This is a genomic window from Arthrobacter sp. ISL-85 (genome assembly GCF_018613675.1).
Lineage (GTDB): Bacteria > Actinomycetota > Actinomycetes > Actinomycetales > Micrococcaceae > Arthrobacter.
Map to the genome: position 1 here is coordinate 39,566 of NZ_JAGGPQ010000015.1, position 21,606 is coordinate 61,171.

General features: G+C 66.5%; 18 protein-coding genes. 10 read left to right on the plus strand and 8 right to left on the minus strand.

The genetic code is table 11. From position 1 onward, the window contains the following. Positions 1-3 precede the first annotated feature (3 nt). Positions 4-3,531, minus strand: a complete 3,528-nt coding sequence (locus tag J7I84_RS11145) for a S41 family peptidase (RefSeq protein WP_214944478.1) — start codon at positions 3,529-3,531, stop codon at positions 4-6. 73 nt (positions 3,532-3,604) lie between these two features. Between J7I84_RS11145 and J7I84_RS11150 the strand changes: the two genes are divergently transcribed. After that, positions 3,605-4,507, plus strand: a complete 903-nt coding sequence (locus J7I84_RS11150) for a TIGR01777 family oxidoreductase (RefSeq protein ID WP_214944480.1) — start codon at positions 3,605-3,607, stop codon at positions 4,505-4,507. A gap of 51 nt (positions 4,508-4,558) precedes the next feature. On the opposite strand, the gene J7I84_RS11155 is transcribed toward J7I84_RS11150, so the two are convergent. After that, a complete protein-coding gene (locus tag J7I84_RS11155) occupies positions 4,559-6,286 on the minus strand; it encodes a serine/threonine-protein kinase (protein WP_214944482.1) in 1,728 nt (575 codons plus the stop codon). A gap of 139 nt (positions 6,287-6,425) precedes the next feature. On the opposite strand from J7I84_RS11155, the gene lipB reads away from it, so the two are divergent. From lipB to J7I84_RS11180, 5 genes are all read left to right on the plus strand, one after another. After that, positions 6,426-7,094 (plus strand): lipoyl(octanoyl) transferase LipB, encoded by a 669-nt coding sequence (lipB, locus tag J7I84_RS11160; RefSeq protein WP_214944484.1) that lies wholly within the window; start codon positions 6,426-6,428, stop codon positions 7,092-7,094. Then, positions 7,091-8,110 carry a lipoyl synthase gene (gene lipA, locus J7I84_RS11165; RefSeq protein ID WP_214944486.1) on the plus strand — a complete coding sequence of 340 codons (1,020 nt, stop codon included), beginning with the start codon at positions 7,091-7,093 and terminating at the stop codon, positions 8,108-8,110. Before lipB ends, lipA begins: the two co-directional genes overlap by 4 nt. 87 nt (positions 8,111-8,197) lie before the next feature. After that, positions 8,198-8,950: a DUF4191 domain-containing protein gene (locus J7I84_RS11170; protein WP_214944488.1), complete on the plus strand. Its 753-nt coding sequence runs from the start codon at positions 8,198-8,200 to the stop codon at positions 8,948-8,950. A gap of 123 nt (positions 8,951-9,073) precedes the next feature. Next, positions 9,074-9,427: a DUF3817 domain-containing protein gene (locus tag J7I84_RS11175; protein WP_214944490.1), complete on the plus strand. Its 354-nt coding sequence runs from the start codon at positions 9,074-9,076 to the stop codon at positions 9,425-9,427. A gap of 18 nt (positions 9,428-9,445) precedes the next feature. Next, positions 9,446-10,429 (plus strand): DMT family transporter, encoded by a 984-nt coding sequence (locus tag J7I84_RS11180; RefSeq protein WP_214944492.1) that lies wholly within the window; start codon positions 9,446-9,448, stop codon positions 10,427-10,429. 20 nt (positions 10,430-10,449) lie between these two features. Here the strand turns inward: J7I84_RS11180 and J7I84_RS11185 are convergent, their stop codons facing one another. Next, entirely contained in the window at positions 10,450-10,887 is a 438-nt protein-coding gene (locus J7I84_RS11185) for an RDD family protein (RefSeq protein WP_214944494.1), read from the minus strand. 285 nt (positions 10,888-11,172) lie between these two features. On the opposite strand from J7I84_RS11185, the gene glnA (J7I84_RS11190) reads away from it, so the two are divergent. Next, entirely contained in the window at positions 11,173-12,597 is a 1,425-nt protein-coding gene (gene glnA, locus J7I84_RS11190) for a type I glutamate--ammonia ligase (protein WP_214944496.1), read from the plus strand. A gap of 263 nt (positions 12,598-12,860) precedes the next feature. Here the strand turns inward: glnA (J7I84_RS11190) and J7I84_RS11195 are convergent, their stop codons facing one another. From J7I84_RS11195 to glnA (J7I84_RS11205), 3 genes are read right to left on the minus strand one after another with little or no spacing between them, the layout of a single operon-like run. Beyond that, the gene (locus tag J7I84_RS11195) at positions 12,861-13,397 is read right to left on the minus strand and encodes a GNAT family N-acetyltransferase (protein ID WP_214944498.1); all 537 of its coding nucleotides are present in this window, start codon (positions 13,395-13,397) and stop codon (positions 12,861-12,863) included. Then, positions 13,387-16,398: a bifunctional [glutamine synthetase] adenylyltransferase/[glutamine synthetase]-adenylyl-L-tyrosine phosphorylase gene (locus tag J7I84_RS11200; RefSeq protein ID WP_214944500.1), complete on the minus strand. Its 3,012-nt coding sequence runs from the start codon at positions 16,396-16,398 to the stop codon at positions 13,387-13,389. Before J7I84_RS11200 ends, J7I84_RS11195 begins: the two co-directional genes overlap by 11 nt. Before the next feature lie 9 nt (positions 16,399-16,407). Beyond that, the gene (gene glnA, locus J7I84_RS11205; protein ID WP_141160830.1) at positions 16,408-17,748 is read right to left on the minus strand and encodes a type I glutamate--ammonia ligase; all 1,341 of its coding nucleotides are present in this window, start codon (positions 17,746-17,748) and stop codon (positions 16,408-16,410) included. Between the two features lie 276 nt (positions 17,749-18,024). Here glnA (J7I84_RS11205) and panB point away from each other — a divergent pair, with 276 nt between their 5' ends. After that, positions 18,025-18,915 (plus strand): 3-methyl-2-oxobutanoate hydroxymethyltransferase, encoded by an 891-nt coding sequence (gene panB / locus J7I84_RS11210; protein WP_214944502.1) that lies wholly within the window; start codon positions 18,025-18,027, stop codon positions 18,913-18,915. 40 nt (positions 18,916-18,955) lie between these two features. On the opposite strand, the gene J7I84_RS11215 is transcribed toward panB, so the two are convergent. After that, positions 18,956-19,120 (minus strand): SPOR domain-containing protein, encoded by a 165-nt coding sequence (locus J7I84_RS11215; RefSeq protein WP_214944504.1) that lies wholly within the window; start codon positions 19,118-19,120, stop codon positions 18,956-18,958. Positions 19,121-19,241: 121 nt separating this feature from the next. Between J7I84_RS11215 and map the strand changes: the two genes are divergently transcribed. Then, positions 19,242-20,120 (plus strand): type I methionyl aminopeptidase, encoded by an 879-nt coding sequence (map, locus tag J7I84_RS11220; RefSeq protein ID WP_214944506.1) that lies wholly within the window; start codon positions 19,242-19,244, stop codon positions 20,118-20,120. 108 nt (positions 20,121-20,228) lie between these two features. Continuing rightward, positions 20,229-21,032, plus strand: a complete 804-nt coding sequence (gene ppgK / locus J7I84_RS11225; protein ID WP_214944508.1) for a polyphosphate--glucose phosphotransferase — start codon at positions 20,229-20,231, stop codon at positions 21,030-21,032. Between the two features lie 52 nt (positions 21,033-21,084). Here ppgK and nrdR read toward each other — a convergent pair whose 3' ends face one another. Then, positions 21,085-21,588, minus strand: coding sequence for a transcriptional regulator NrdR (gene nrdR, locus J7I84_RS11230; RefSeq protein ID WP_214944510.1), 504 nt, complete (start codon positions 21,586-21,588; stop codon positions 21,085-21,087). Positions 21,589-21,606: the final 18 nt, after the last annotated feature.

Genomic DNA, 21,606 nt, shown 5'->3' on the forward strand with positions numbered 1-21,606 from the left:
GGGTCAGCCTTCGTGCCGGCGGGCCGGCAGCGGCGCGGGCTTCAACCGGCGGTAACCGGAGCGCGCCGGGGGCCGGTCGGTGGGCAGTTCCTGGATCATTTCCTTCAGCGCCCCGATGCCGTACTCCAGTTGGGGGTCGCGTCCCGCGGCATACGCGTGCGGCGGGTAGGTCACCTCAATGTCCGGATCGACGCCGTAGTTCTCCACGCTCCAGCCGACGCCACCGCCAAACCAGTTGGCGTAACGTGGCTGGGTGACGCCGGTGCCGTCCGCCAGCGCAAACCGGTTGTCAATGCCCACTACGCCGCCCCAGGTGCGCGTTCCGATCACGGGGCCGATGCCCCGCAGCTTGGACACCTGGGTGATGATGTCGCCGTCGGAGCCTGCAAATTCGTCCGCAAGGATGATCACGGGACCCCGTGGCGCGTGGTGCGGGTACGTGCGTGGCTTCTCCCCGCGCGGCATGCTCCATCCCGTGACCTTGCGGCCGATGAGTTCGGCGACAAGCTGGGAAGTATGTCCACCGCGGTTGCGGCGCACATCGACGATCAGGCCATCGAATGCGGTTTCCGTGTCCAGGTCCCGGTGGAGCTGGGCCCAACCGTTGGCCATCATGTCCGGGATGTGCAGGTAGCCGAAGGTTCCATTGGAGGCCTCGCGGACGGTCCGCCGGTTGCCGGCCACCCACTCCTGGTACCGCAGGCGCTCCTCATCTTTGACGGGCACGACGGCGACCCGGCGCTGGGTGCCTTCAGCACCGGCATGTCCGGGGCCGTTGAGGAGGGTGAGCTCCACGGCGCGGCCGGCGGCTCCCACCAGCTGCATGGCAGGGGTGACGTTTTCGGACAGCGGGACGCCGTCAATGGCCAGCAGGACATCCCCCGCCTTGGCACCGACGCCCGGCCTGGTGAGTGGGGAGGTGGCCAGCGGGTCCGAGGACTCGCCGGCCAGGATGCGGGTGATTTCCCAGCCGCGGGCGCTGTGGGCGAGGTCGGCGCCGAGCCTTCCCTGCCCCCGGCTGCCGCGTTCGGTCACCGCGGCGGGGCGCACGTACGCGTGGGATGTACCCAGTTCGCCGTGCAGTTCCCACAAAAGGTCCACCAGGTCATCATGCGAGCCCAGCCGTTCCACCAGGGGGCGGTAGCGGGCATGGATGGATTCCCAGTCCTGGCCGGCCATGTCTTCGGTCCAGAAGAAGTCGCGCTGCAGGCGCCAGGCCTCGTCGAATGCCTGTCCCCAAACGCTGAGCGGATCCATCAACACGCGGATGCGGCCCAGGTCCACCTTGACCACTTTCCCGGATTCCTCGTCCGCCTTGGCGTCCGACGGAACCACGGTCACCTGCTTGTCAGCGACAAGTACCACCCTGCTGCGGTCGCCGGAAAGACGATAGCTGTCCACGGCATCCACCAGCGTGGCCTGCTTGCGCCGCGCGATGTCGTACCGGACCAGGCTGGGACGTGCGTCCTTGTCCTCCTGGCTGGCCTTCCCGTCGCCAGTCACGCCGGCCAGGACGGAGTCGAGCCACAGAAGAGCACCATCAACAGCCTTCAACGAGCTGTAGTTGCCCTGCGGCACGGGAACGCTGATCACGCGGTGGGCCAGGCCGTCCGCGTCCACCTTGACAGCCCGCACGGGGATTTCCTTGGTTTCCCCTGACTCCGGGCCATCCCCGTCTGCTTCGGGGTTCCCCGCGGGATCAACCGAAGGGCCAAAGGGCGACGGCGTCTCAGCCGCGAGTGCCACCAGGTATGGCTTGATGGGGCTGGGAAAGGAGAGATCGAACGAATGTCCGTCGTACACGGGGTCGAAGCTGCGGTTGGACAGGAAGGCAAGGAATTTTCCGTCAGGCGTGAAGGCCGGGGAGGCGTCACGGAAGCGGCCGTCGGTTACCTCCACGGGGTCGGCGTCGAGCCGGTCCACGGTGGCCAGGCGCAGCCGGCTGCGCGAACCGAAGGACGTGACCGGCTCGGACCAGGCCAACCAGCGCGAGTCCGCGGACCAGGCCAGTTCTGAGATGCTGCCTTCCCCGATGCTGGCTACCCGTGAGAGGTCTCCGCTGCGGGTGTCCATGATGTACACGTCGCCAAAGGAGGTCCCCAGGGCAACCCAGCGGCCGTCGGGGCTTGCCTCCAGTGAACTGGCACGCGACGGCGTCGGCACCGTGATCCCCGTGTCCGCAGAGGTTGCCTCGACGTCAGCCGCGGGTGCTGCGGCCTGTGGTGCAACGTCAGCCTGCTGCTCGTCATCGGAGGGAACGTGGGCCGGGGCTACCGCCGGTGGGTTGGCGCCGGACGCAGGAACAGGCTGCGGAAGGCTGACTGCCTCAGCCTCCTCCCTGCCGGTTGCTGCTGCCTCTGCCGAACCACTGGCGGGAGCGTTGGCGGCAGCGGTCCGGGAATCGCCGGCCTGCCCGTCCACCTGCCCAACGGCGTGCGGAACTGGTGCAGCAATGTCCTTGATGTGCAGCGCTTCCACACCGCCGTGGTCGGCAATGTAGGCGATGCGGCCGTCCCCGAGCGGCCTTGGCAGCCGGCCACGGACTCCCGGGGTAGCCTCGATGATGCGGGACGGACCGTCCTTGTGCCGCAGCCAGTGGATGGTGCCGTGCGACTCCACGGCGCTGGCGGCGCCCGCCGCATCCGGCGCCACCGCGCCCAGGTGCTTGACGGCGTCGAGCAATGCGGGGCGCCTGGTCTGTGAGGCGGAGCCAAGGGTGATGTCCAGCTTTACCGCGTCCGAGCCAAGGTCTTGGAGGACCCAAAGTTCGCCGGCGGATTCAAAGATGACCCGCTTGCCGTCCGTGGCTGCATGCCGGACGTAGAAGTCCTGGTGGTCGGTGTGCCGGCGCAGGTCCTTTCCACTGGGAAGGACCGAGTACAGGTTGCCGCAGCCCTCGTGGTCGGACAGGAAGGCGATACGGCCGTCCACCCACAGGGGATCGGCAAGGTTGCCGTCGAGGTCCGGCAGCAGGCGTTCGAACTCGCCGTTGCCGTCGCGGTCGATCCACAGCTTTCCGGCTGTCCCGCCGCGGTACCGCTTCCACCACGCGGGTTCGCGGGAGAGTACGCTGGCCAGCACTACAGGCCGTTCATCGCCAATCTCCGGACCGAAGGCAACGGACTCCACCGGCCCGTACGGGAGTTCCTGGGCCCACCCGCCCTCAAGCGGAACGCTGTAGGCGTGGGTGTGCCGGCTTTCGGCCTGGCGGAAAGCACTGGTGACCACCACGGAGCCGCCGGTGGTGAAGCCCTTGACCTTTGTGGTGCTGTGGCCGAAGTAGGTGAGTTGCCGGTACCCGCCCCCGTCCACCTGTGCGGACACAACCTCCGGCGCCGTTCCCTGGACTACGCTCCACACCAGGCGCTTGCCGTCGGGGGTGAAACGCGGGTTGCGGGCTGGAAGCTGGAGCGACGAGACACGCCAGGCCCGGCCGCCGTCCAGGGGCGCAATCCACACGTCGTCCTCGGCCACGAAGGTGACCAGATCGCCGTGCAAATGCGGGAAACGGAAGTAGCTCGAAGAGGTCATCGTTTGATCATAGTCATCCCCTCCCCTGCCCCGCGGGAGGTACACAGGCCGGGATGCCGTGGTGTGATGGACCATGCATATCGTCATGGCCGGCGCCTCCGGGCTCATTGGCACTTCCATGTCCGCAACGTTCCGCAATGCCGGCCACTCGGTGGTGACGCTGGTCCGGCGGCCCCCTGCCAATGCCGCCGAAGTCCGCTGGGACCCGGCGGCCGGCGTCCTGGATCCCGGGGTGTTGGCCGGTGTTGACGCCGTGGTGAACCTTTCCGGTGCCGGCATCGGTGACAGGCCGTGGACGCGGAGGCGCGTGGAGGAGTTGTTCAGTTCCCGGTTGGGACCAACCAGGACGCTGGTGAAGGCCATGGCACGGGCCGATATGCCACCGGCGACTTTCATCAGCCAGTCAGGTTCGGGCTACTACGGCGATGCGGGCAACACAGTCCTGCGGGAGGATGCCGCAGCGGGCTCCGGCACCCTGTCCCAAATCTGTGTTGAGTGGGAGCAGGCCGCGTTGATGGCGCCCCCGGGGGTTCGGGTGGTGACGCCCCGGACCGGGCTGGTGTTCAGCCGTTCCGGCGGTGCGCTGGGCAAGCTGCTTCCGCTGCTGCGCCTGGGTGTGGGTGGGCCGTTCGGCAACGGGCGCCAATTCTGGCCTTGGGTGACGCTTCCCGATGTTTCGGCTGCCTTCCTGTTCCTCCTGGACTCCCCGGTCTCGGGCCCCGTCAACCTGGCCGCACCGGAGCAGGCGGACGTTAACACCATCGTGGCGGCGCTGGCCCACGCTCTGCACCGCCCCGCCGTGCTGCGGGTTCCGGCCCCTGTGCTTCGCACCGTGATGCCCGGTCTTGGTGAGGAGCTTTTGCTGTACAGCCAGCGGATGGAGCCGGCACTCCTTACAGCCGCCGGATTCACGTGGCAGCACGGGGGCCTGCCAGACGCTGCCCATTGGGTGGCCGGAAAGGCCGGTACCGTATAGCCCTGCACGAGGGAATCCGACAACCGCTGTGCCCGTCCAGGGCCCGGAGGTTCATGGCGCGGGAGGCTCATGGCCCGGCAGGATGTCACTGACCCGCCACCGCCCATCCACGGACACCAGGACCAGCCGAAGCAGCTGTGGCGCCCCCGGTGCTCCCGTGGCCAGCACCGTGCCTTCAGCGTTCATCGTCCGGTATCCGGACGTAGCGGACACCGCCCGCACCACGGCGTGCATCTCGGTGGCCCCGTCTTCCACTGTCAGCCCTGAAAGCGTGGTGCTGAATCCGGCAAAGCGCTGGCCGGACGTCGCGAATTGGCTGGCAATTCGCTGGTCAGCCGCAGCTGCGGGTGATCCCGGGGCGTTCACATCCGCCAGCAGTTCCACACTCCCGCTGCTGAAGGCGAAGTCACGAACCGCCGCCAGTCCCTGCACAGCTGCCACGGGATCAGCTGCTTCGGCCTGCTGCCGCGCAGCGTCCACCGGGACAGCAGCGTCGTTCGCTCCACCGGCACCGGCCGCGGTTGCCGGGGCAGCTGCTGGTGGCAGCCCGTTTCCGGCGCCCCCGGCCCAATTGTCATCCCCTGCGGATGCCGACAGCCACCACACCACCGCAGCGGCCGCGGCAAGGAGCGGCAGGACAGACCGCAGCAGCACCCGCCGCGCCTGGCCGCCCGTGGGCGCGTCCACGTGTTTTCCGCGGGAAGGAGCAGCGGTTTTCGGCCCCGGCAGCGTTTTAATCCCTGCCGGCGATGGGGTTCCGCTCCCTGCCGGTGGCGCCGTTGCGTTCCCTGCCGGTGGCGCCGTTGCGTTCCCTGCCGGTGACCGTGATGCAGACCAGCGGGATGTCGCCGCGCGGCGGCGCAACGCCTGGAGTTTTATACGCAGCCCGCTTCCCTTTGAAGCAGCCGGAAGGTGATGCCGGGTCAACAACTCAGGCAGGACAGTGGGGTGGACGGCGTCGGAGAGGTCCACGGGCTGCGGTTCGGCGCTGCGGTATACGGCCGTGGCCAGCGCCAGCGCGTCAGGGCGACGCCGCCGCTCATCGTTCAGTCCTGCCTCCAGGGCGGCGGCGAGGTCTTTTGGGACGCCGGGAACCAGGAGCGACAACGGCGGGCGGTCGGCCGTACGTCCCGGCGCTTCACCTGTCAGGCAGAACCACCCCAGGGCAGCCACTGAGTACACATCGCGTTCCGGCTGGAGACCGGCGCGAACTGCGTCGACCGGGGCGGGGTCAAGGAAGCCACGCGTCCCGGCGGTCCCGGTGGGGCCCGGATCACCGAGCATTCGGGCGACGCCGAGGTCGGAGAGCATCGGTTTTCCGTGCCTGGTGAACAGGACGTTTCCCGGCGAGACGTCCGAGTGCGTGAAGCCTTTTCCGTGGAGGTAGGCCAGGGCCTGGGCGATGGGCGTCAGGACTGTGACCGTCTCCCCTACGCTGAGCCTGCCGCGGGCGGACACCAGCTGCGCCAGCGAACCGCCGGCAGCATAATCCATGGTCAAGGCCGTACCGCTGCCGGGTTCCGTCACGTGCAACGCGTGGTGGGCCCTGACCAGGTGCTGGTGGTCCAGGACCGACAGGATGCGGATCTCCCGCCGCACGTCCTCCTCGGTGACGGCAGTCCTGCTGTGCGTCCTGGTTCGTGCGGCGCGGAAGCATTTGAGTGCGTATTCCTTGCCCGTACGTTGTTCTCTGGCCAGCCACACGTCCGCGCTGCCACCCCGCCCCAGCAACCGGCCGACGTCGTAACCGGGAACCTCGGGTGCCTTTGCATCGTCCATGGTCCATGTCTAGCCCAGTTTGGACCCGGCTGCAGAAGTTATCCACAGCCCCTGGCGGGGCCGCAGTCATAAAGGGTGCAACCGGTGAGCTTGGACACTAAACCGGGCCGGTGTGACTCCGGGGTCTAAGCTGGATGCCATGACTCTTGAGTTTTCACAGCTGGGTCTTGCCCCCGACTTCGTTGATTACATGGAGGGCTGGGATGCCCAGCGCGAACTCCATGAAAAGGTTGTCGCCGGAAGTGCGCCCAGCACAGTCCTTCTTTTGGAGCACGCCGCCGTCTATACGGCCGGCAAACTCACCGAGGACCACGAGCGGCCCTTTGACGGTACGCCGGTCGTCCCTGTGGACCGCGGCGGCAAACTTACCTGGCACGGCCCCGGCCAACTGGTTGCCTACCCCATCCTGAAGCTGAAGAACCGCTCCGGTATCAGGGATTACGTGGAGCGCCTTGAAGAAATCATGATCACTGTCATGGCGGACTACGGCATCAACGCCGAACGCATCAAGGGCCGCGCGGGCGTGTGGATCACGGCCGACTCCAAAGGCCCGGACCGCAAGATCGCCGCGATCGGGATCCGCGTCCTGAACGGCGTCACCATGCACGGCGTCGCCATCAACTGCAGCAATGACCTGGCACCCTATGGCCAGATCATTGCTTGCGGCATTACCGACGCCGGGGTGACCACCATGTCCCTGGAAACGGGCAAGGACATCCATCCCGCGGACATCGCGGGACGGTTTATAGAGGAATTCCGCAAGCACGAAGAAGCATTGGTTTCGAGCCCTGAAGGAGCTCTACTGTGACATTGGCACCTGAAGGCCGGAAGATGCTGCGGATCGAGCAGCGCAACGCTGCGGTCCCGGTGGAGCGCAAGCCGGAGTGGATCAAGGCCAAGGTCCAAATGGGCCCGGAGTTCGTCGGCCTGAAGAACCTGGTGAAGAAGGAAGGCCTGCACACCGTCTGCGAAGAGGCCGGCTGCCCCAACATCTTCGAATGCTGGGAAGACAAGGAAGCCACCTTCCTGATCGGCGGCTCCGAATGCACCCGCCGCTGCGACTTCTGCCAGATCGACACCGGCAAACCCTCCCCCGTGGACATGTTCGAACCCACCAAGGTGGCCCGCTCCGTCCAGTCCATGGCCCTCCGCTACGCCACCGTCACCGGCGTGGCCCGTGACGACCTCGAAGACGAAGGCGTCTGGCTCTACGCCGAAACCGTCCGCAAAATCCACGAACTGAACCCCGGCACCGGCGTGGAACTGCTCATCCCCGACTTCTCCGGCAACCCCGACCACATCCAGGCGATCTGCGACTCTAAGCCCGAAGTCTTCGCCCACAACGTCGAAACCGTCCCGCGGATCTTCAAAAGGATCCGCCCCGCGTTCCGGTACGAACGCTCCCTGGACGTCATCACCCAGGGCCGGAACCTGGGCATGGTCACCAAGTCCAACCTCATCCTGGGCATGGGCGAAACCCGCGAGGAAATCTCCGAAGCCCTCCGCGACCTGCACGCCGCCGGGTGCGACCTGATCACCATCACCCAGTACCTCCGCCCCTCCGAACGGCACCTGCCCGTGGACCGCTGGGTCAAACCCCAGGAATTCGTGGACCTCCAGCACGAAGCCGAAGACATCGGCTTCCTCGGCGTCATGTCCGGACCCCTGGTCCGCTCCTCCTACCGCGCCGGCCGCCTCTGGGCCACCGCCATGCGCAAAAAAGGCCGCGACATCCCCGCCGAACTCGCCCACATCGCCGACGGCATCCAGGACTCCGGCACCACCCGCCAGGAAGCCAGCACCCTCCTCGCCAGCCACTCCTGACCTCACCTTCGAACGTGGCCGCGGGCCGGACACCGGAAGATTCCGGCGTCCGGCCCTTTGGTTTAAGTCACGTAGAATTGAGGCACTATGGCGAAATCCCCTGACTCCAGCAACTCCTCTTCCGCGGGCTCAAGCGCGGTGAAGCGCAGCATGTTCACGCGCAAGCCGAAGGAAGCCAAAGCCAAGAAGCCCAGCAGGCTCAAGCAGATCGGCGAGGTCTTCACCATGACCCGCCGCCACGATCCCATGGTTCCGTGGCTGATGCTCGCGGTCTTCCTGGGTGTCGTGGCCGTGAGCTTCCTGGTAGGTTTCTGGCTGGATAACTGGATCACGGGCCTGATCATCGGTATTCCGCTCGGTCTGCTGGCGGCAACCTTCATTCTGTCCCGCCGCGCCGAGCGTGCTGCCTTCGCGCAGATCGAAAACCAGCCCGGCGCCTCCGGCGCTGCCCTGGGCACGCTCCGCCGCGGCTGGATCACCGAAGAACAGCCTGTGGCCGTCAACCCGCGCACGCAGGATGCCGTGTTCCGCGCTGTGGGCCGTCCCGGCGTCGTCCTTGTCAGTGAAGGCCCCACCCACCGGGTGAAGCCGCTGCTCGATGCCGAGCGCAAACGCCTGGCGCGCATCCTGCCCAACGTTCCTGTCCACACCATCCAGACTGGCCGCGGCGAAGGCCAGGTGCCGCTGAGCCAGGTGGCCAAGCAGATGGGCAAGATGAAGAACGAACTGACCAAACTTGAGGTCAGCACGGTGTCCAAGCGCATCGCGTCCATGGGCACCAGGCTTCCCATTCCCAAGGGCATCGATCCCTACAAGGCCCGTCCCAACCGCGGACGCTAGCTGGTGGAACGCCCCGGTACCGGCACTGCCGGCAGCCGGGGCGTTTTTTGGTGTGCCCGCACCGACTCCACCAGGGCCTTTCACCACCTGTGGCCCGCGCATCAACCACGACAGGACAAGACCATGCACCTCAGGACAACAGTGATCCGCGCCTTCCGTATCCTCGCCGTGGCCGAGGCCTGCAGTTGGGCGGCGCTCCTGGCCGGCATGTATGTCAAGTGGATCGCCGGCGCCACGGAGTTCGGCGTCCAGGTGGCAGGACCTGTCCACGGTGCCCTCTTCATCGGCTACGGGATTGCCGCGCTCATGCTGTGGCGGGTGCAGCGCTGGCCGTTCCTGGTGGCCGTGCTGGCCGGTGCCTCCGCCATCTTCCCGTTCGCCACCCTGCTGTTCGAGCGCTGGGCCGGACGCCGCGGATATCTTAGCGCGGCCCGGACCGCGGAACCATCAGCCGCCCTCGAGCCCAGCCGCGCCTAGCGGATCAGGCCCGCCACCATGGAACCCGTTGAACAGGAACTGGGCGCACGCCCATCGCACCCGGCGGAAGCGCTGCCCGCGACCGCCCCGGGCCGTAAGCGGCTGGCCGCTATCCTTTCCCTGCTGGGGGCAACGCTGTTCTGGGCGGGCAACTATGTTGTGGGCGCTGGTGCCGTCCACAGCATCGACCCCCTGAGCCTGGTTTTCCTGCGGTGGGCCATCGCGCTGGTGCCGCTGCTCCTGATCGCACAGCTTGTGGAGCGGCCCTGCTGGCGGTCAGTTTTGGCTGCGTGGCCGTGGCTGCTGGCGCTCGGCGTGTTCGGGCTGCTCGGCTACAACCTTCTCCTGTACTTTGCCTTGGAACACACCGATGCGTTCAATGCGTCGCTGATCAACGCGTTCAATCCCGCGCTGATCACGCTGGCGGCCGCGCTCTTCCTCCGCGAACGGCTGACGCCTCTGGCAGTGGCCGGCGTCCTGACGGCCCTGGTGGGCGTCCTCATCGTCATAAGTGGAGGGAATGTTGGCCGGCTGGCCACCACCGCGTTTGGCACGGGAGAGGTGCTGATGGTGGGCGCTGTGGTTGTCTGGACGGCCTACACGGTCATCGGCCGCCTGGCACCGAAGATCCCGCCCATTACGGCTACAGCCGTCCAGGCAGCTGTGGCGGTGGCTCTGCTCGCCCCGGTGCGTTTCGCAACGGGCGGCCTGGCCCTCCCCGCGACAGACAGTACGTTGGCGTCCCTGCTCTTTATCGCCGTCTTCCCATCGGTACTGTCCTACGTGCTGTCGAACCGCGCCCTGACGGTCCTGCCGGCAGGCGGCGCAGGCGTATTCCTCAACCTGATCACCGTCTTCACCGCGGTCCTCACCATTCTCGCCGGGCACGTCCACACAGCCGCGCAGCTGGTGGGTGGCGCCATCGTGATCGGCGGTGTGGTTGTCACGAACGCGCCGGCCTTCCGCCGGCAGCGGCGGGCCAAGGAGATGCCTGGCGCATAGGACGGGCGCCGGCGCGGGCCTTACCGCCGAATGAGGAGTGTGTTCCTGGCCTTGTCATGCAGGCCGCGCTGGTCCGGGTCGAAAATGACGGCGGGGATGACCAGGCAGAGGAGCACCGCCCGCACCAAACCAGCCAGCGGCCCCGGAGTGCCGCCTCCCGGCCGTATCACGGCAATGCCCATGATGCGGTGGCCAATGCTGTACCCGAGGGTTCCCACTAGCAGGATCTGTTCGATGGCGAAGACCGCCAATGTGGCCCAGGAATCGCCACCAAAGGCAAAGTTGCTGATCAGCAGTGCAATGCCCCAGTCGATGCAGATGGCCACGATGCGCCTGCCTGCCCGGGCAATGGAACCGGGACCGGACTCCGGCAGGCCCAGGCGCTCCCCCGGATACTTCGAGATGCCGGAGGTATCCGGTCCGGTGAGCCATGAGCCAATGTCTTTGCGATCTACCACCGTCCAAGTTTACCGAGCGGCGCGGCGGCAGCGCGCCCACACTGTGGATGCGGCTCGACCACACTGTGGACGGACGGTACGGTGGTCGTAGCAGGGCATTCTGTAACCTGCCAGAAACAATGCGGACACGGACGGGAAATGCCGGATCCATAGTCTGTTAGCAGTTTCAAGCAATCCCACGGCAGGTACAGGCAACAGGGACAACCGTGCGTTCTCCCTGATTTTGGATTGCGCTGGATCCCATGGCTTGCATGCCAGATATTTACATATGCGTTAGGAGCATAGATGTTCAAGACTGCGGACGAAGTCCTCAAGTTCATCAAGGACGAAGATGTAAAGTTCGTCGATATCCGCTTCACCGACCTCCCGGGCGTCCAGCAGCACTTCAACGTCCCCGCGAAGAGTGTTGACGCTGATTTCTTCGTCAACGGACAGCTCTTCGACGGGTCCTCCATCCGCGGATTCCAGGGCATCGCCGAATCTGACATGCAGCTGATCCCGGACGTCACCACCGCGTTCCTGGACACCTTCCGCATGGAGAAGACCCTCGCGCTAAACTTCTCGATCGTGAACCCCCGCACCGGCGACCCCTACCACCGCGACCCCCGCGGCGTTGCCGAGAAGGCTGAAGCCTACCTGGCCTCCACCGGCATCGCCGACACCGCGTTCTTCGCTCCGGAAGCCGAGTTCTTCGTGTTCGACAACGTCCAGTACCAGTCCTCCCCGCAGGGCAGCTTCTACAAGATCGATTCCGAGGAAGCCCACTGGAACACCGGCCGCGAGGAAGAGGGCGGCAACCTGGGCTACAAGACCCCGGTCAAGGGCGGCTACTTCCCGGTCTCCCCCACGGACAAGCAGGCTGACCTGCGCGACGCCATGTGTGTTGCCCTGGACGAAGCCGGCCTCGAGGTCGAGCGCAGCCACCACGAAGTTGGATCCGCCGGCCAGGCCGAGATCAACTACAAGTTCACCACCCTGACCCACGCTGCCGATGACCTGCAGAAGTTCAAGTACGTCATCAAGAACACCGCAGACGCCTGGGGCAAGTCCGTGACCTTCATGCCCAAGCCCGTCTTCGGTGACAACGGCTCCGGCATGCACTGCCACCAGTCGCTGTGGAACGGTGGCGAGCCGCTGTTCTACGACGAGAAGGGCTACGCCGGCCTGTCCGACACCGCCCGCTGGTACATCGGCGGCCTGCTGAAGCACTCCTCCGCAGTGCTGGCCTTCACCAACCCGACGGTGAACTCCTACCGCCGCCTGGTCAAGGGCTTCGAAGCTCCGGTCAACATGGTCTACTCGCAGGGCAACCGCTCTGCCGGTATCCGAATCCCCATCACGGGCACCAACCCCAAGGCCAAGCGCATCGAGTTCCGCGCGCCGGACCCCTCCTCCAACCCGTACCTGGCGTTCGCCGCCCAGCTGATGGCCGGCATCGACGGCATCCGCAACCGCATCGAGCCGCCGGCACCGATCGACAAGGACCTCTACGAGCTCCCGGCCGAAGAAGCCAAAGACATCCCCAAGGCTCCGGGCACGCTGGAAGAGGCACTGGAGGCCCTGGCCGAGGACAACGAGTTCCTGCAGGCCGGCGGCGTGTTCACCCAGGACCTGATCGACACCTGGATCGAGTACAAGTACGAGAACGAGATCCGCCCGCTGTCCCTGCGCCCGAACCCTTACGAGTTCGAGCTCTACTACGCCGTCTAGCACCACCGCTTCCTGAAGCGGCAAAGGCGGCCACCGGTTCAATCCGGTGGCCGCCTTTCGCGTTGCCCGGGCGCTCAAGGCCGCGGCCGGAGACCGTGAAGGTGGGGGCCCGCCTCCAGACGTGCTGAGACCGGGAGCCGGACCCCCTGACGGATGCCCCCCGAGACGAAGACTGTCCAGCCTTCCCCCCAAACAAGGTTGAAGAACACCGCCATCCACATAATCGGGCAAACGCTTGCTGAGCGCAATGGCGGTGCGGCGCGTTACGCCGCCCCGGGGGCGGCAAAGCTCTGGAACATGGTCCGCTGCGGCCCCGCGGAGCCGCCCAGGTAGGGCCCTGCATCGATGAAACCAGCGCGGCGGTACGCTGCCATTCCCGCAGTATTTTCGTCATTGACGGACAGCACGACGCCGGTCTCGGAGCCTTGGCACCGGGCGGTGAGTTTGCGGGCAGCTTCCACAGCAGCGGCAGCTGCAAGGGTACCCAGCCCTTTTCCCTGGTGCCGCCCGTCGATGAGGAATCCCCGGAGCAGCCAGGCTGACTGGTCGTCAGGCCAGCCGGCGAGTCCTGCCGCTCCCGTCTGGAGGGTCAACAGGCCCACTGCCTCACCGCCGGCTTCCACCACGTAGGGGCGCCGTGATTCGTCCGCCAGTCCTGCCAGGGCCATGCGCAGGGGGTCACCCACGAAACGCTCCTGGCCGGGCAGCAGCGACATCTCCGCGACGGCGCCGAACTGGATGGCGCGGGCATCTGCGTCCAGGTCCCGCAGCGAAATGAGCCAGACCCAGTCAGTGCCCATAGAAGACGCGTTCAAAGACTGCCCGGGCCCGCCGGCTCACCCGCAGGTAGTCCTCCTCCAGCGCGGCTGCGTGCCCGGGCTCGTAACCGCACCAGCGCGCCACGGCCTCAAGGTCGCGCCGCGAAGACGGCAGGAGGTCGGAGGCCTTGCCGTTCCAGATGACGTTGGCGGACCGGATGCGGCTGGCCAACCGCCAGGCCTCGGCAAGGAGCCCGGCGTCGGCGGCGTCCAGCAGGCCAAGTTCCACGGCCGCGGCGAGGGCTTCCAGCGTGGAGGTGGTCCGCAGTTCGGGATGTTTGCCAGCGTGCTGGAGCTGCAGCAACTGCACCAGCCACTCAACATCGCTGAGGCCGCCGCGGCCCAGTTTCAGGTGCCGTGCGGGGTCGGCGCCGCGCGGCAGCCGCTCCGACTCCACCCGGGCCTTGATGCGCCTGATTTCGCGCACGTCCTGCTCCGCCACAGTTTCCGGGTACCGGATGGGGTCGATCAGCTTGAGGAAGTCAGCGGCCAGGGCATCGTCACCGGCCATGGGGCGTGCCCGCAGCAGGGCCTGCGCTTCCCAGATCAGGGACCAGCGGCGGTAATACTCGGCAAAGGAGTCCAGGGAGCGCACCATGGCGCCGTTCTTGCCCTCGGGACGGAGGTCGGCGTCCATCTGGAGGACGCGTTCTGCCATGATGGCCGGTTTCAGCGGCTGGGTAAGCAGGCTGGACACTTTCGCCACGATGCGGGAGGCCTGTTCCTGCGCTTCCGCGTCGGAGAAGCCCGGCAGCGCGCGGTGGACGTACATGACATCGGCGTCGGAGCCGTAGCCGATCTCGCGGCCGCCCTGGCGGCCCATGGCCACCACCAGCACCGTGGTTTTGAGCGGACCGGCCCTGGAAACAATTCCCTCCGCCACCCGCAGGGCGCCCAGGACCGCAGCCCGGTCCGTGTCCGCCAGGGCTTTGCCCACGTGGTCCTGGTCCAGGAGGCCGGCGGAATCGGCGATCGCTATGCGCAGGATTTCCCGCCGCCGGATCAGCCGGATCAGGCGCATGGCACTTTCCGGGTCCTCGTGCCGGGACATCTTTGCGATGATCTCCTGCCATTGGGCTTCGAAGCCCACGGGCAGCAGGTCCTTGTCCTGTCCCAGCCATGCCACGGATTCCGGCGAGACCTCCAGCAGGTCCGCGATCAGCCGGGAATTGGACAGCATGTGGCACAGGCGTTCGGCGGCGGCATTGGAGTCGCGGAGCAGGCCCAGATACCAGTGGGTGGTGCCCAGCGCCTCACTGACCCTTCGGAAGGCGAGGAGGCCGGCGTCGGGGTCCACGCCTTCCGCGAGCCAGTCGAGCAGGATCGGCAGGAGCTGGCGCTGCAGGGCGGCCCGGCGGCTTACACCGGCCGTCAGGGCCTCGATGTGGCGCATGGCGCCCCGGGGGTCCCGGTATCCGAGCGCCGCCAGCCGGCCCTGCGCCGCTTCTGGGGTCAGCTTGGCGTCTTCGCTGCTCAGTTTGGCGGCCGTGTTAAGCAGCGGCCGGTAGAAGATGCGCTCGTGCAGTTCCCGGACCGAGCGCTTGGTCCGCTGCCATGTGGACAACAGGGAGTCCGGACTGGGCCTTTCGTTGGAGAACGGGCCCAGCACGGCTTTGGCCAACGAGCGCAGCGCCGGTTCCGCCACCGGCATGAGGTGGGTGCGGCGCAGCTGGAACAGCTGGATACGGTGTTCCAGGAGCCGCAGGTAGCGGTAGGCGTTGTCGAAGGCTGCCGCATCGGAACGGCCGATGTAACCGCCCGCTGACAGGGCAGCGATCGCAGAGGTGGTGTCCCGCCGTCGTAATGTCTCATCCGCCTTGCCGTGCACCAACTGGAGCAACTGGACGGTGAATTCGACGTCGCGCAGTCCGCCGCGGCCCAGCTTGATCTGGCGCTGCTCTTCCGCGGGCGGAATGTGCTCCGTGACCCGGCGGCGCATCGCCTGGACGGATTCCACGAAGCCGTCGCGCCCCGCCGAACTCCAGATCAGCGGTGCCACGGCTTCCTCGTAGGCCTGGCCCAGTGCGGCGTCGCCGGCAATGGTACGGGCCTTGAGCAGCGCCTGGAATTCCCAGCTCTCGGCCCATCTGGCGTAATACGTCTCGTGGGAGGCGAGGGTGCGGACCAGCGGACCCGATTTGCCCTCGGGCCTCAGGTTCGCGTCCACTTCCCACAGGCCGGGTTCCCTGGCGACGGAGGAGATGGCCCGTGAGATGCCGCTTGCCAGCACCGTGCCAATCGTGTTGGCGTGCGCGTCCTCCAGGCTGCCCGGGTCCACCACGTAGATGACGTCGACGTCGGAGATGTAGTTCAGTTCCCGGGCTCCGCATTTGCCCATGCCGATGACGGCAAGCCCGACGTCGGCGACGTCGGCAGCGCTGTGCTGCTCCGCCGCTTCAGCACGGGAGACGGCAAGGGCAGCCTCAATGGCGGCAGCGGCCAGGTCAGCCAGTTCACCGCCCACCGAGGGCAGGAAGTCCAGCGGATCCGCAGCGCAGAGGTCTTTGACGGCGAGGTCCACCAGCCCGCGCCGGTACGCGGTTCGCAGGGCGGCGTAAGCGTCCACGCCGGTGACGGCGGCAACGGGACGTGCGGCGCGGGGGTCGGCGCCGACGGCCTGCAGGAGCGTGGCGCGCAGCCGGACCGGGTCGGCGGGGAGGGGCTCGGGACTGGCCCGGACCCGGAAGGCCTCCAGGTGTTCCGGGTGCCTGATAAGGAACTCCCCCAGGGCCTCGGAGGCGCCCAGGACCCGGTACATCGGCTCGCTGGTCTCCGTGTCGGCGGCCGCCAGGTCCCGCAGCTGCGGGTGCTTTTCAATCAGCCGGACCAGCGACTGCAGGGCGGTGTCCGGACTGGCCGCCAGTTGCAGCCCGGCAAAAAGCCTGTCCGGGTCCAGCCCCTCGAGTTCGCGCGCGGCTAGGAACCGCTCGCCCTTCTCCAGATCGCTGAATCCGGCCGCGATCAGGCGGCGTGCCAGGCTCACGCCGGGCACCTAGAGGATGCCGAGGTTGCGCTGCAGCTCGTAGGGCGTCACCTGCAGCCGGTAGTCCTGCCATTCGGCGCGCTTGTTGCGCAGGAAGTGCTCGTAGACCTGCTCGCCCAGGATCTGCGGCATCAGCTCCGAGTCCTCCATGGAGCGGATGGCGTCATGGAGGCTGGCTGGAAGCGGATCGTGGCCCATGGCGCGGCGTTCCGCGGAGCTCAGCGACCAGACGTCGTCCTCGGCTGCTGCCGGCAGGTCATAGCCCTCCTCGATGCCCTTCAGGCCGGCGCCGAGCAGGACGGCGTAGGCCAGGTACGGGTTGGCTGCGGAATCGATCCCGCGGTACTCGATCCGGGCGGACTGGCCCTTGCCTGGCTTGTACAACGGCACGCGGACCAGCGCGGAGCGGTTGTTGTGGCCCCAGCTGAGGTAGCTGGGTGCCTCGCCGCCGCCCCACAGGCGCTTGTAGGAGTTGACGAACTGGTTGGTGACGGCCGTGAATTCCGGGGCGTGCTTGAGGATGCCGGCAATGAACTGGCGTGCCGTCTTGGAAAGCTGGAACTCTGCTCCGGCCTCGAAGAACGCGTTGCTGTCACCTTCGAACAACGAGAAGTGCGTGTGCATGCCGGACCCCGGGTGATCGGTGAACGGCTTGGGCATGAACGTGGCGTATGTGCCCTGCTGCAGTGCCACTTCCTTGATGACGGTGCGGAACGTCATGATGTTGTCTGCCGTCTGCAGGGCGTCAGCGTAACGGAGGTCGATTTCGTTCTGGCCCGGGCCTGCCTCGTGGTGGCTGAATTCCACGGAAATGCCGACGGATTCCAGCATGGTCACCGCGGTGCGCCGGAAGTCCTGGGCCACGCCGCCCGGCACATGGTCGAAGTAGCCGCCCTCGTCGACCGGCACCGGAGCGCCGTTCGGGCCCGGCTCGTGCGATTTGAGCAGGTAGAACTCAATTTCGGGGTGGGTGTAGCAGGTGAACCCCATGTCTGCTGCCTTGGCCAGGGTCCGCTTGAGTACGTTCCGCGGGTCGGCAGCGGAGGGTTCGCCATCGGGGGTGAGGATGTCGCAGAACATCCTGGAGGTCTGCTCCGTCTCACCGCGCCATGGCAGGATCTGGAAGGTTGCGGGGTCCGGCTGGGCCAGCATGTCGGATTCGAAAACACGGGCCAGGCCCTCGATGGAGGAACCGTCGAACCCGAGTCCTTCCTCGAACGCACCCTCAACTTCGGCCGGTGCCAACGCCACGGACTTCAGCGACCCAACGACGTCGGTGAACCACAGGCGCACGAAACGTACGTCGCGCTCTTCGATTGTGCGCAGGACAAACTCTTGCTGGCGGTCCATGATGGCCTCTTCTCCGGTCAACGTCCATGCTCCGGGTCCGCGCAAAGGGGAAAGCCGGCAGCAATTCATCTTCACTGTACTAATCATTCGGCGCCGATGCTTGTGCCTGCGCCGTGCGTAACACAGCATTAACCTGCCGCGCCCTCCGGGTCACCCACGCTCGCGGTTCCCGGCGACACCTGGTACCCCTCACAGGGCGCCGGCTATGACGCTAATCACCTTTTGGCGGGATGCCTGCGGTGGCTAGTCCGGCGGGTACCGCACTACGCTTCTCCCATGGCCTCCAGCAGCAGTTCCGATTCCAGCGCGTCCGCAGAAGTACCCGCCCCCTACGGCAACGGCCCCGACGCAGCGGCCGCGGCCGAACGGAAACCCGCCAGGGTCCGCATCCACCACCTGCAGCAGGCAAAGCGTGACGGCACCAAGTTCGCCATGCTCACGGCGTACGAGCAGTACACGGCCGAAATTTTCGACGCCGCCGGCATCGAGGTGCTCCTGGTGGGTGATTCCGCGTCCAACAATGTTTTTGGCAATGAGACCAGCCTTCCCGTGACCGTGGACGAGTTGCTCCCCCTCTGCCGGGCGGTGGCCAGGTCCGCCAGGCGCGCCTTGGTGGTGGCTGACCTGCCGTTCGGCAGCTACGAGGTAAGTGCCGAACAGGCCGTGGCCGCCGGAGTCAGGTTCCTGAAGGAAGGGTTGGCGCACGCGGTGAAGATCGAGGGCGGGAAGTACTACGCACCCACGGTCCGGGCCATGGTGCAGGCAGGCATTCCGGTGATGGCGCACATCGGCTTCACACCCCAAAGTGAACATGCACTGGGCGGGTACCGCGTCCAGGGCCGTGGCGACGACGCCCAGCGGCTGATTGACGACGCCCTGGCGCTCGAAGAGGCCGGCGCGTTCTGCGTGCTGATGGAAATGGTGCCGGCGGAGACGGCAGCTGCCGTGGACGCCGCAGTGGCCGTCCCCACGGTGGGCATCGGTGCGGGGAAGGCAACCACGGGCCAGGTCCTTGTGTGGCAGGACATGGCAGGGCTTCGGGGCGGGCGGATGGCCAAGTTCGTCAAGCAGTACGCGGACTTGCGCAGCACGCTGCACGACGCCGCCACCGCCTATGGCAACGACGTCCGGTCAGGTGAGTTCCCCGGCCCGGAACACTCGTTCTAGGCCGGGCCCCCAGAGGGTGCCCGTCGTGGCACCCAGCTGTTCAGTCGTCGTCGCCCTTGTCCCAGGCCTCGTTGCGCGCCTGGACCTTCTCCATGGCATGCTCCGCTTCAGCCCGGGTCTTGTACGGCCCAATGAGCTGGCTCCAGTCCGACAGCCGGTCCTCTTCCACCTCGTGGGTCTTGATGTTGAACCAGTACTCAGTCATCGTTGCTCCTCGTTCCGGCGACAGTAAGTCCAGGGGGTGATCCACGTAACACAAACACTTACGCGCCCTTCCCCAGCTTGTCGGTTGTTAGGCCTTCTGTGGTGCCTTATATGATCAATCTATGCCTTCCCTTGCCTCCACTGCACCCATTGGCACCCTCACCCCGGGTACCCTGAGTCCGCAGCGTCCCGTCCCGGCGTCCATCCCCCGTCCGGAGTACGTCGGCAAGCCGGCCCCTGCCAAATTCACCGGCTCCGAGGTCAAATCCGCGGAGACCATCGAGAAGATCAGGATTGCCGGGAAGATCGCGGCGCAGGCCATCGTGGAAGTTGGCAAGCACATCCAGCCGGGTGTCACCACCGACGAACTGGACAAGGTGGGCCACGAATTCCTGCTGGACCACCATGCCTACCCATCCACGCTCGGTTACCGCGGATTCCCCAAATCGCTGTGTTCCTCGTTGAACGAGGTTATTTGCCACGGCATCCCGGACAGCACCGTGGTCCAGGACGGCGACATCCTGAACATCGACATCACCGCCTACCTTAACGGCGTCCACGGAGACACCAACTACACGTTCCTGGTGGGCGATGTGGACGAGGAATCCAGGCTGCTGGTGGAGCGCACCCAGGAGTCGCTGAACCGGGCCATCAAGGCCGTGGCGCCGGGACGTGAAATCAACGTCATTGGCCGCACCATCCAGTCCTATGCCAAGCGCTTTGGCTATGGCGTGGTCCGCGACTTCACCGGCCACGGCGTCGGGGAGGCCTTCCACACCGGACTCATCATCCCGCACTACGACGCCGCCCCTGCCTACAACACAGTGATCGAGGCCGGAATGGTGTTCACCATCGAGCCGATGCTTACGCTGGGCACGGTGGAGTGGGATATGTGGAGCGACGACTGGACCGTGGTCACGCGGGACCACAAGCGCACCGCCCAGTTCGAGCACACCCTGCTGGTCACCGAGACCGGCGCCGAAATCCTTACCCTGCCGTAGCCTGTCCCATGCCCGCAGGGCATGCTGCCGGTGCAGACCGGACACCTGTCATGGGCCGCCCCAAGCCGCCCCCTTTTCCTGCCCGCCCCTGTCAAGAACGGAATCCCATTGGCCAAGAAGGACGAGAAGTCGCACAAGAACGCACCGCTGATCGGCATCGACATCGGTGGTACGGGCATCAAGGGCGGCATTGTCGACCTGAAGAAGGGCAAGCTGCTGGGCGAACGCTTCCGGGTGCCCACCCCGCAGCCTGCCACCCCCGAGGCCGTGGCGGAGGCCGTGGCGCTTGTGGTGGCCGAGCTCTCGGCACGCCCCGAAGCCCCGGAGGCCGGCTCCCCCGTGGGCGTGACCTTCCCGGGGATTATCCAGCACGGCGTGGTCCACTCCGCTGCCAACGTGGACAAGAGCTGGCTTGATACCGACATTGATGCGCTCCTCACCGCCCGGCTGGGCCGCCCCGTGGAGGTCATCAACGACGCCGACGCCGCAGGCCTGGCAGAAGCACGGTTCGGTGCCGGCGCCGGCGTCTCCGGCACCGTCCTGGTGATCACCCTGGGCACCGGAATCGGCTCCGCCTTCATCTTCGACGGAAAGCTGGTCCCCAACGCAGAACTGGGGCACCTGGAAGTTGACGGTTTCGATGCCGAATCGAAGGCGTCCGCTGTGGCCCGCGAACGGGACGGACTCTCATGGGACGAGTACAGCGTGCTCCTGCAGCGCTACTTCTCGCATGTGGAATTCCTGTTCTCGCCGGAACTGTTCATTGTGGGCGGCGGAATCTCGAAGCGCGCCGACGAATATCTTCCCAACCTCAAGCTGCGCACGCGGATTGTTCCTGCCGTCCTTCGGAATGAGGCAGGCATTGTGGGGGCAGCGCTGGAAATCGCCCTCCAGCACAAGCTGGCCAAGTAGGCGTGGTGCCGGTGGCGGCAGCGGCTTCCCCTCCGCTGCCGCCACCGGAGTCTTAGAGGGGGCTCTTCTCCGAGCTCTTGGCTGCGCGCGGTCCGCCCTTGGCGCCTTCCTCGGCCTCGCGGCGGAGCAGTGCTATGGCGGTCTCGAAGTCCTCGAGCGACTCAAAGGCCTGGTACACGCTGGCGAAGCGCAGGTAGGCAACCTCGTCGAGTTTCTGCAGCGGCCCAAGGATGACCAGGCCTACCTCGTGGGCCTCGATTTCAGCGGCCCCTGAAGCCCGGATCTGCTCTTCGACTTCCTGGGCCAGCATGGCGAGGTCGTCTTCGCTCACGGGACGGCCTTGGCAGGCCTTGCGTACGCCGTTGATCACCTTGCTGCGGCTGAAGGGTTCCCCGACGCCGGAACGCTTGATCACGGACAGGCTGGTGGTTTCCACCGTGGTGAACCGGCGGCCGCATTCAGGGCATTGCCGCCGCCTGCGGATGGCCGAGCCGTCGTCCGTCATCCGGCTGTCCACTACGCGCGAATCGGGGTTGCGGCAGAACGGGCAGTACATGGCGTTCCCCCTTTTCGT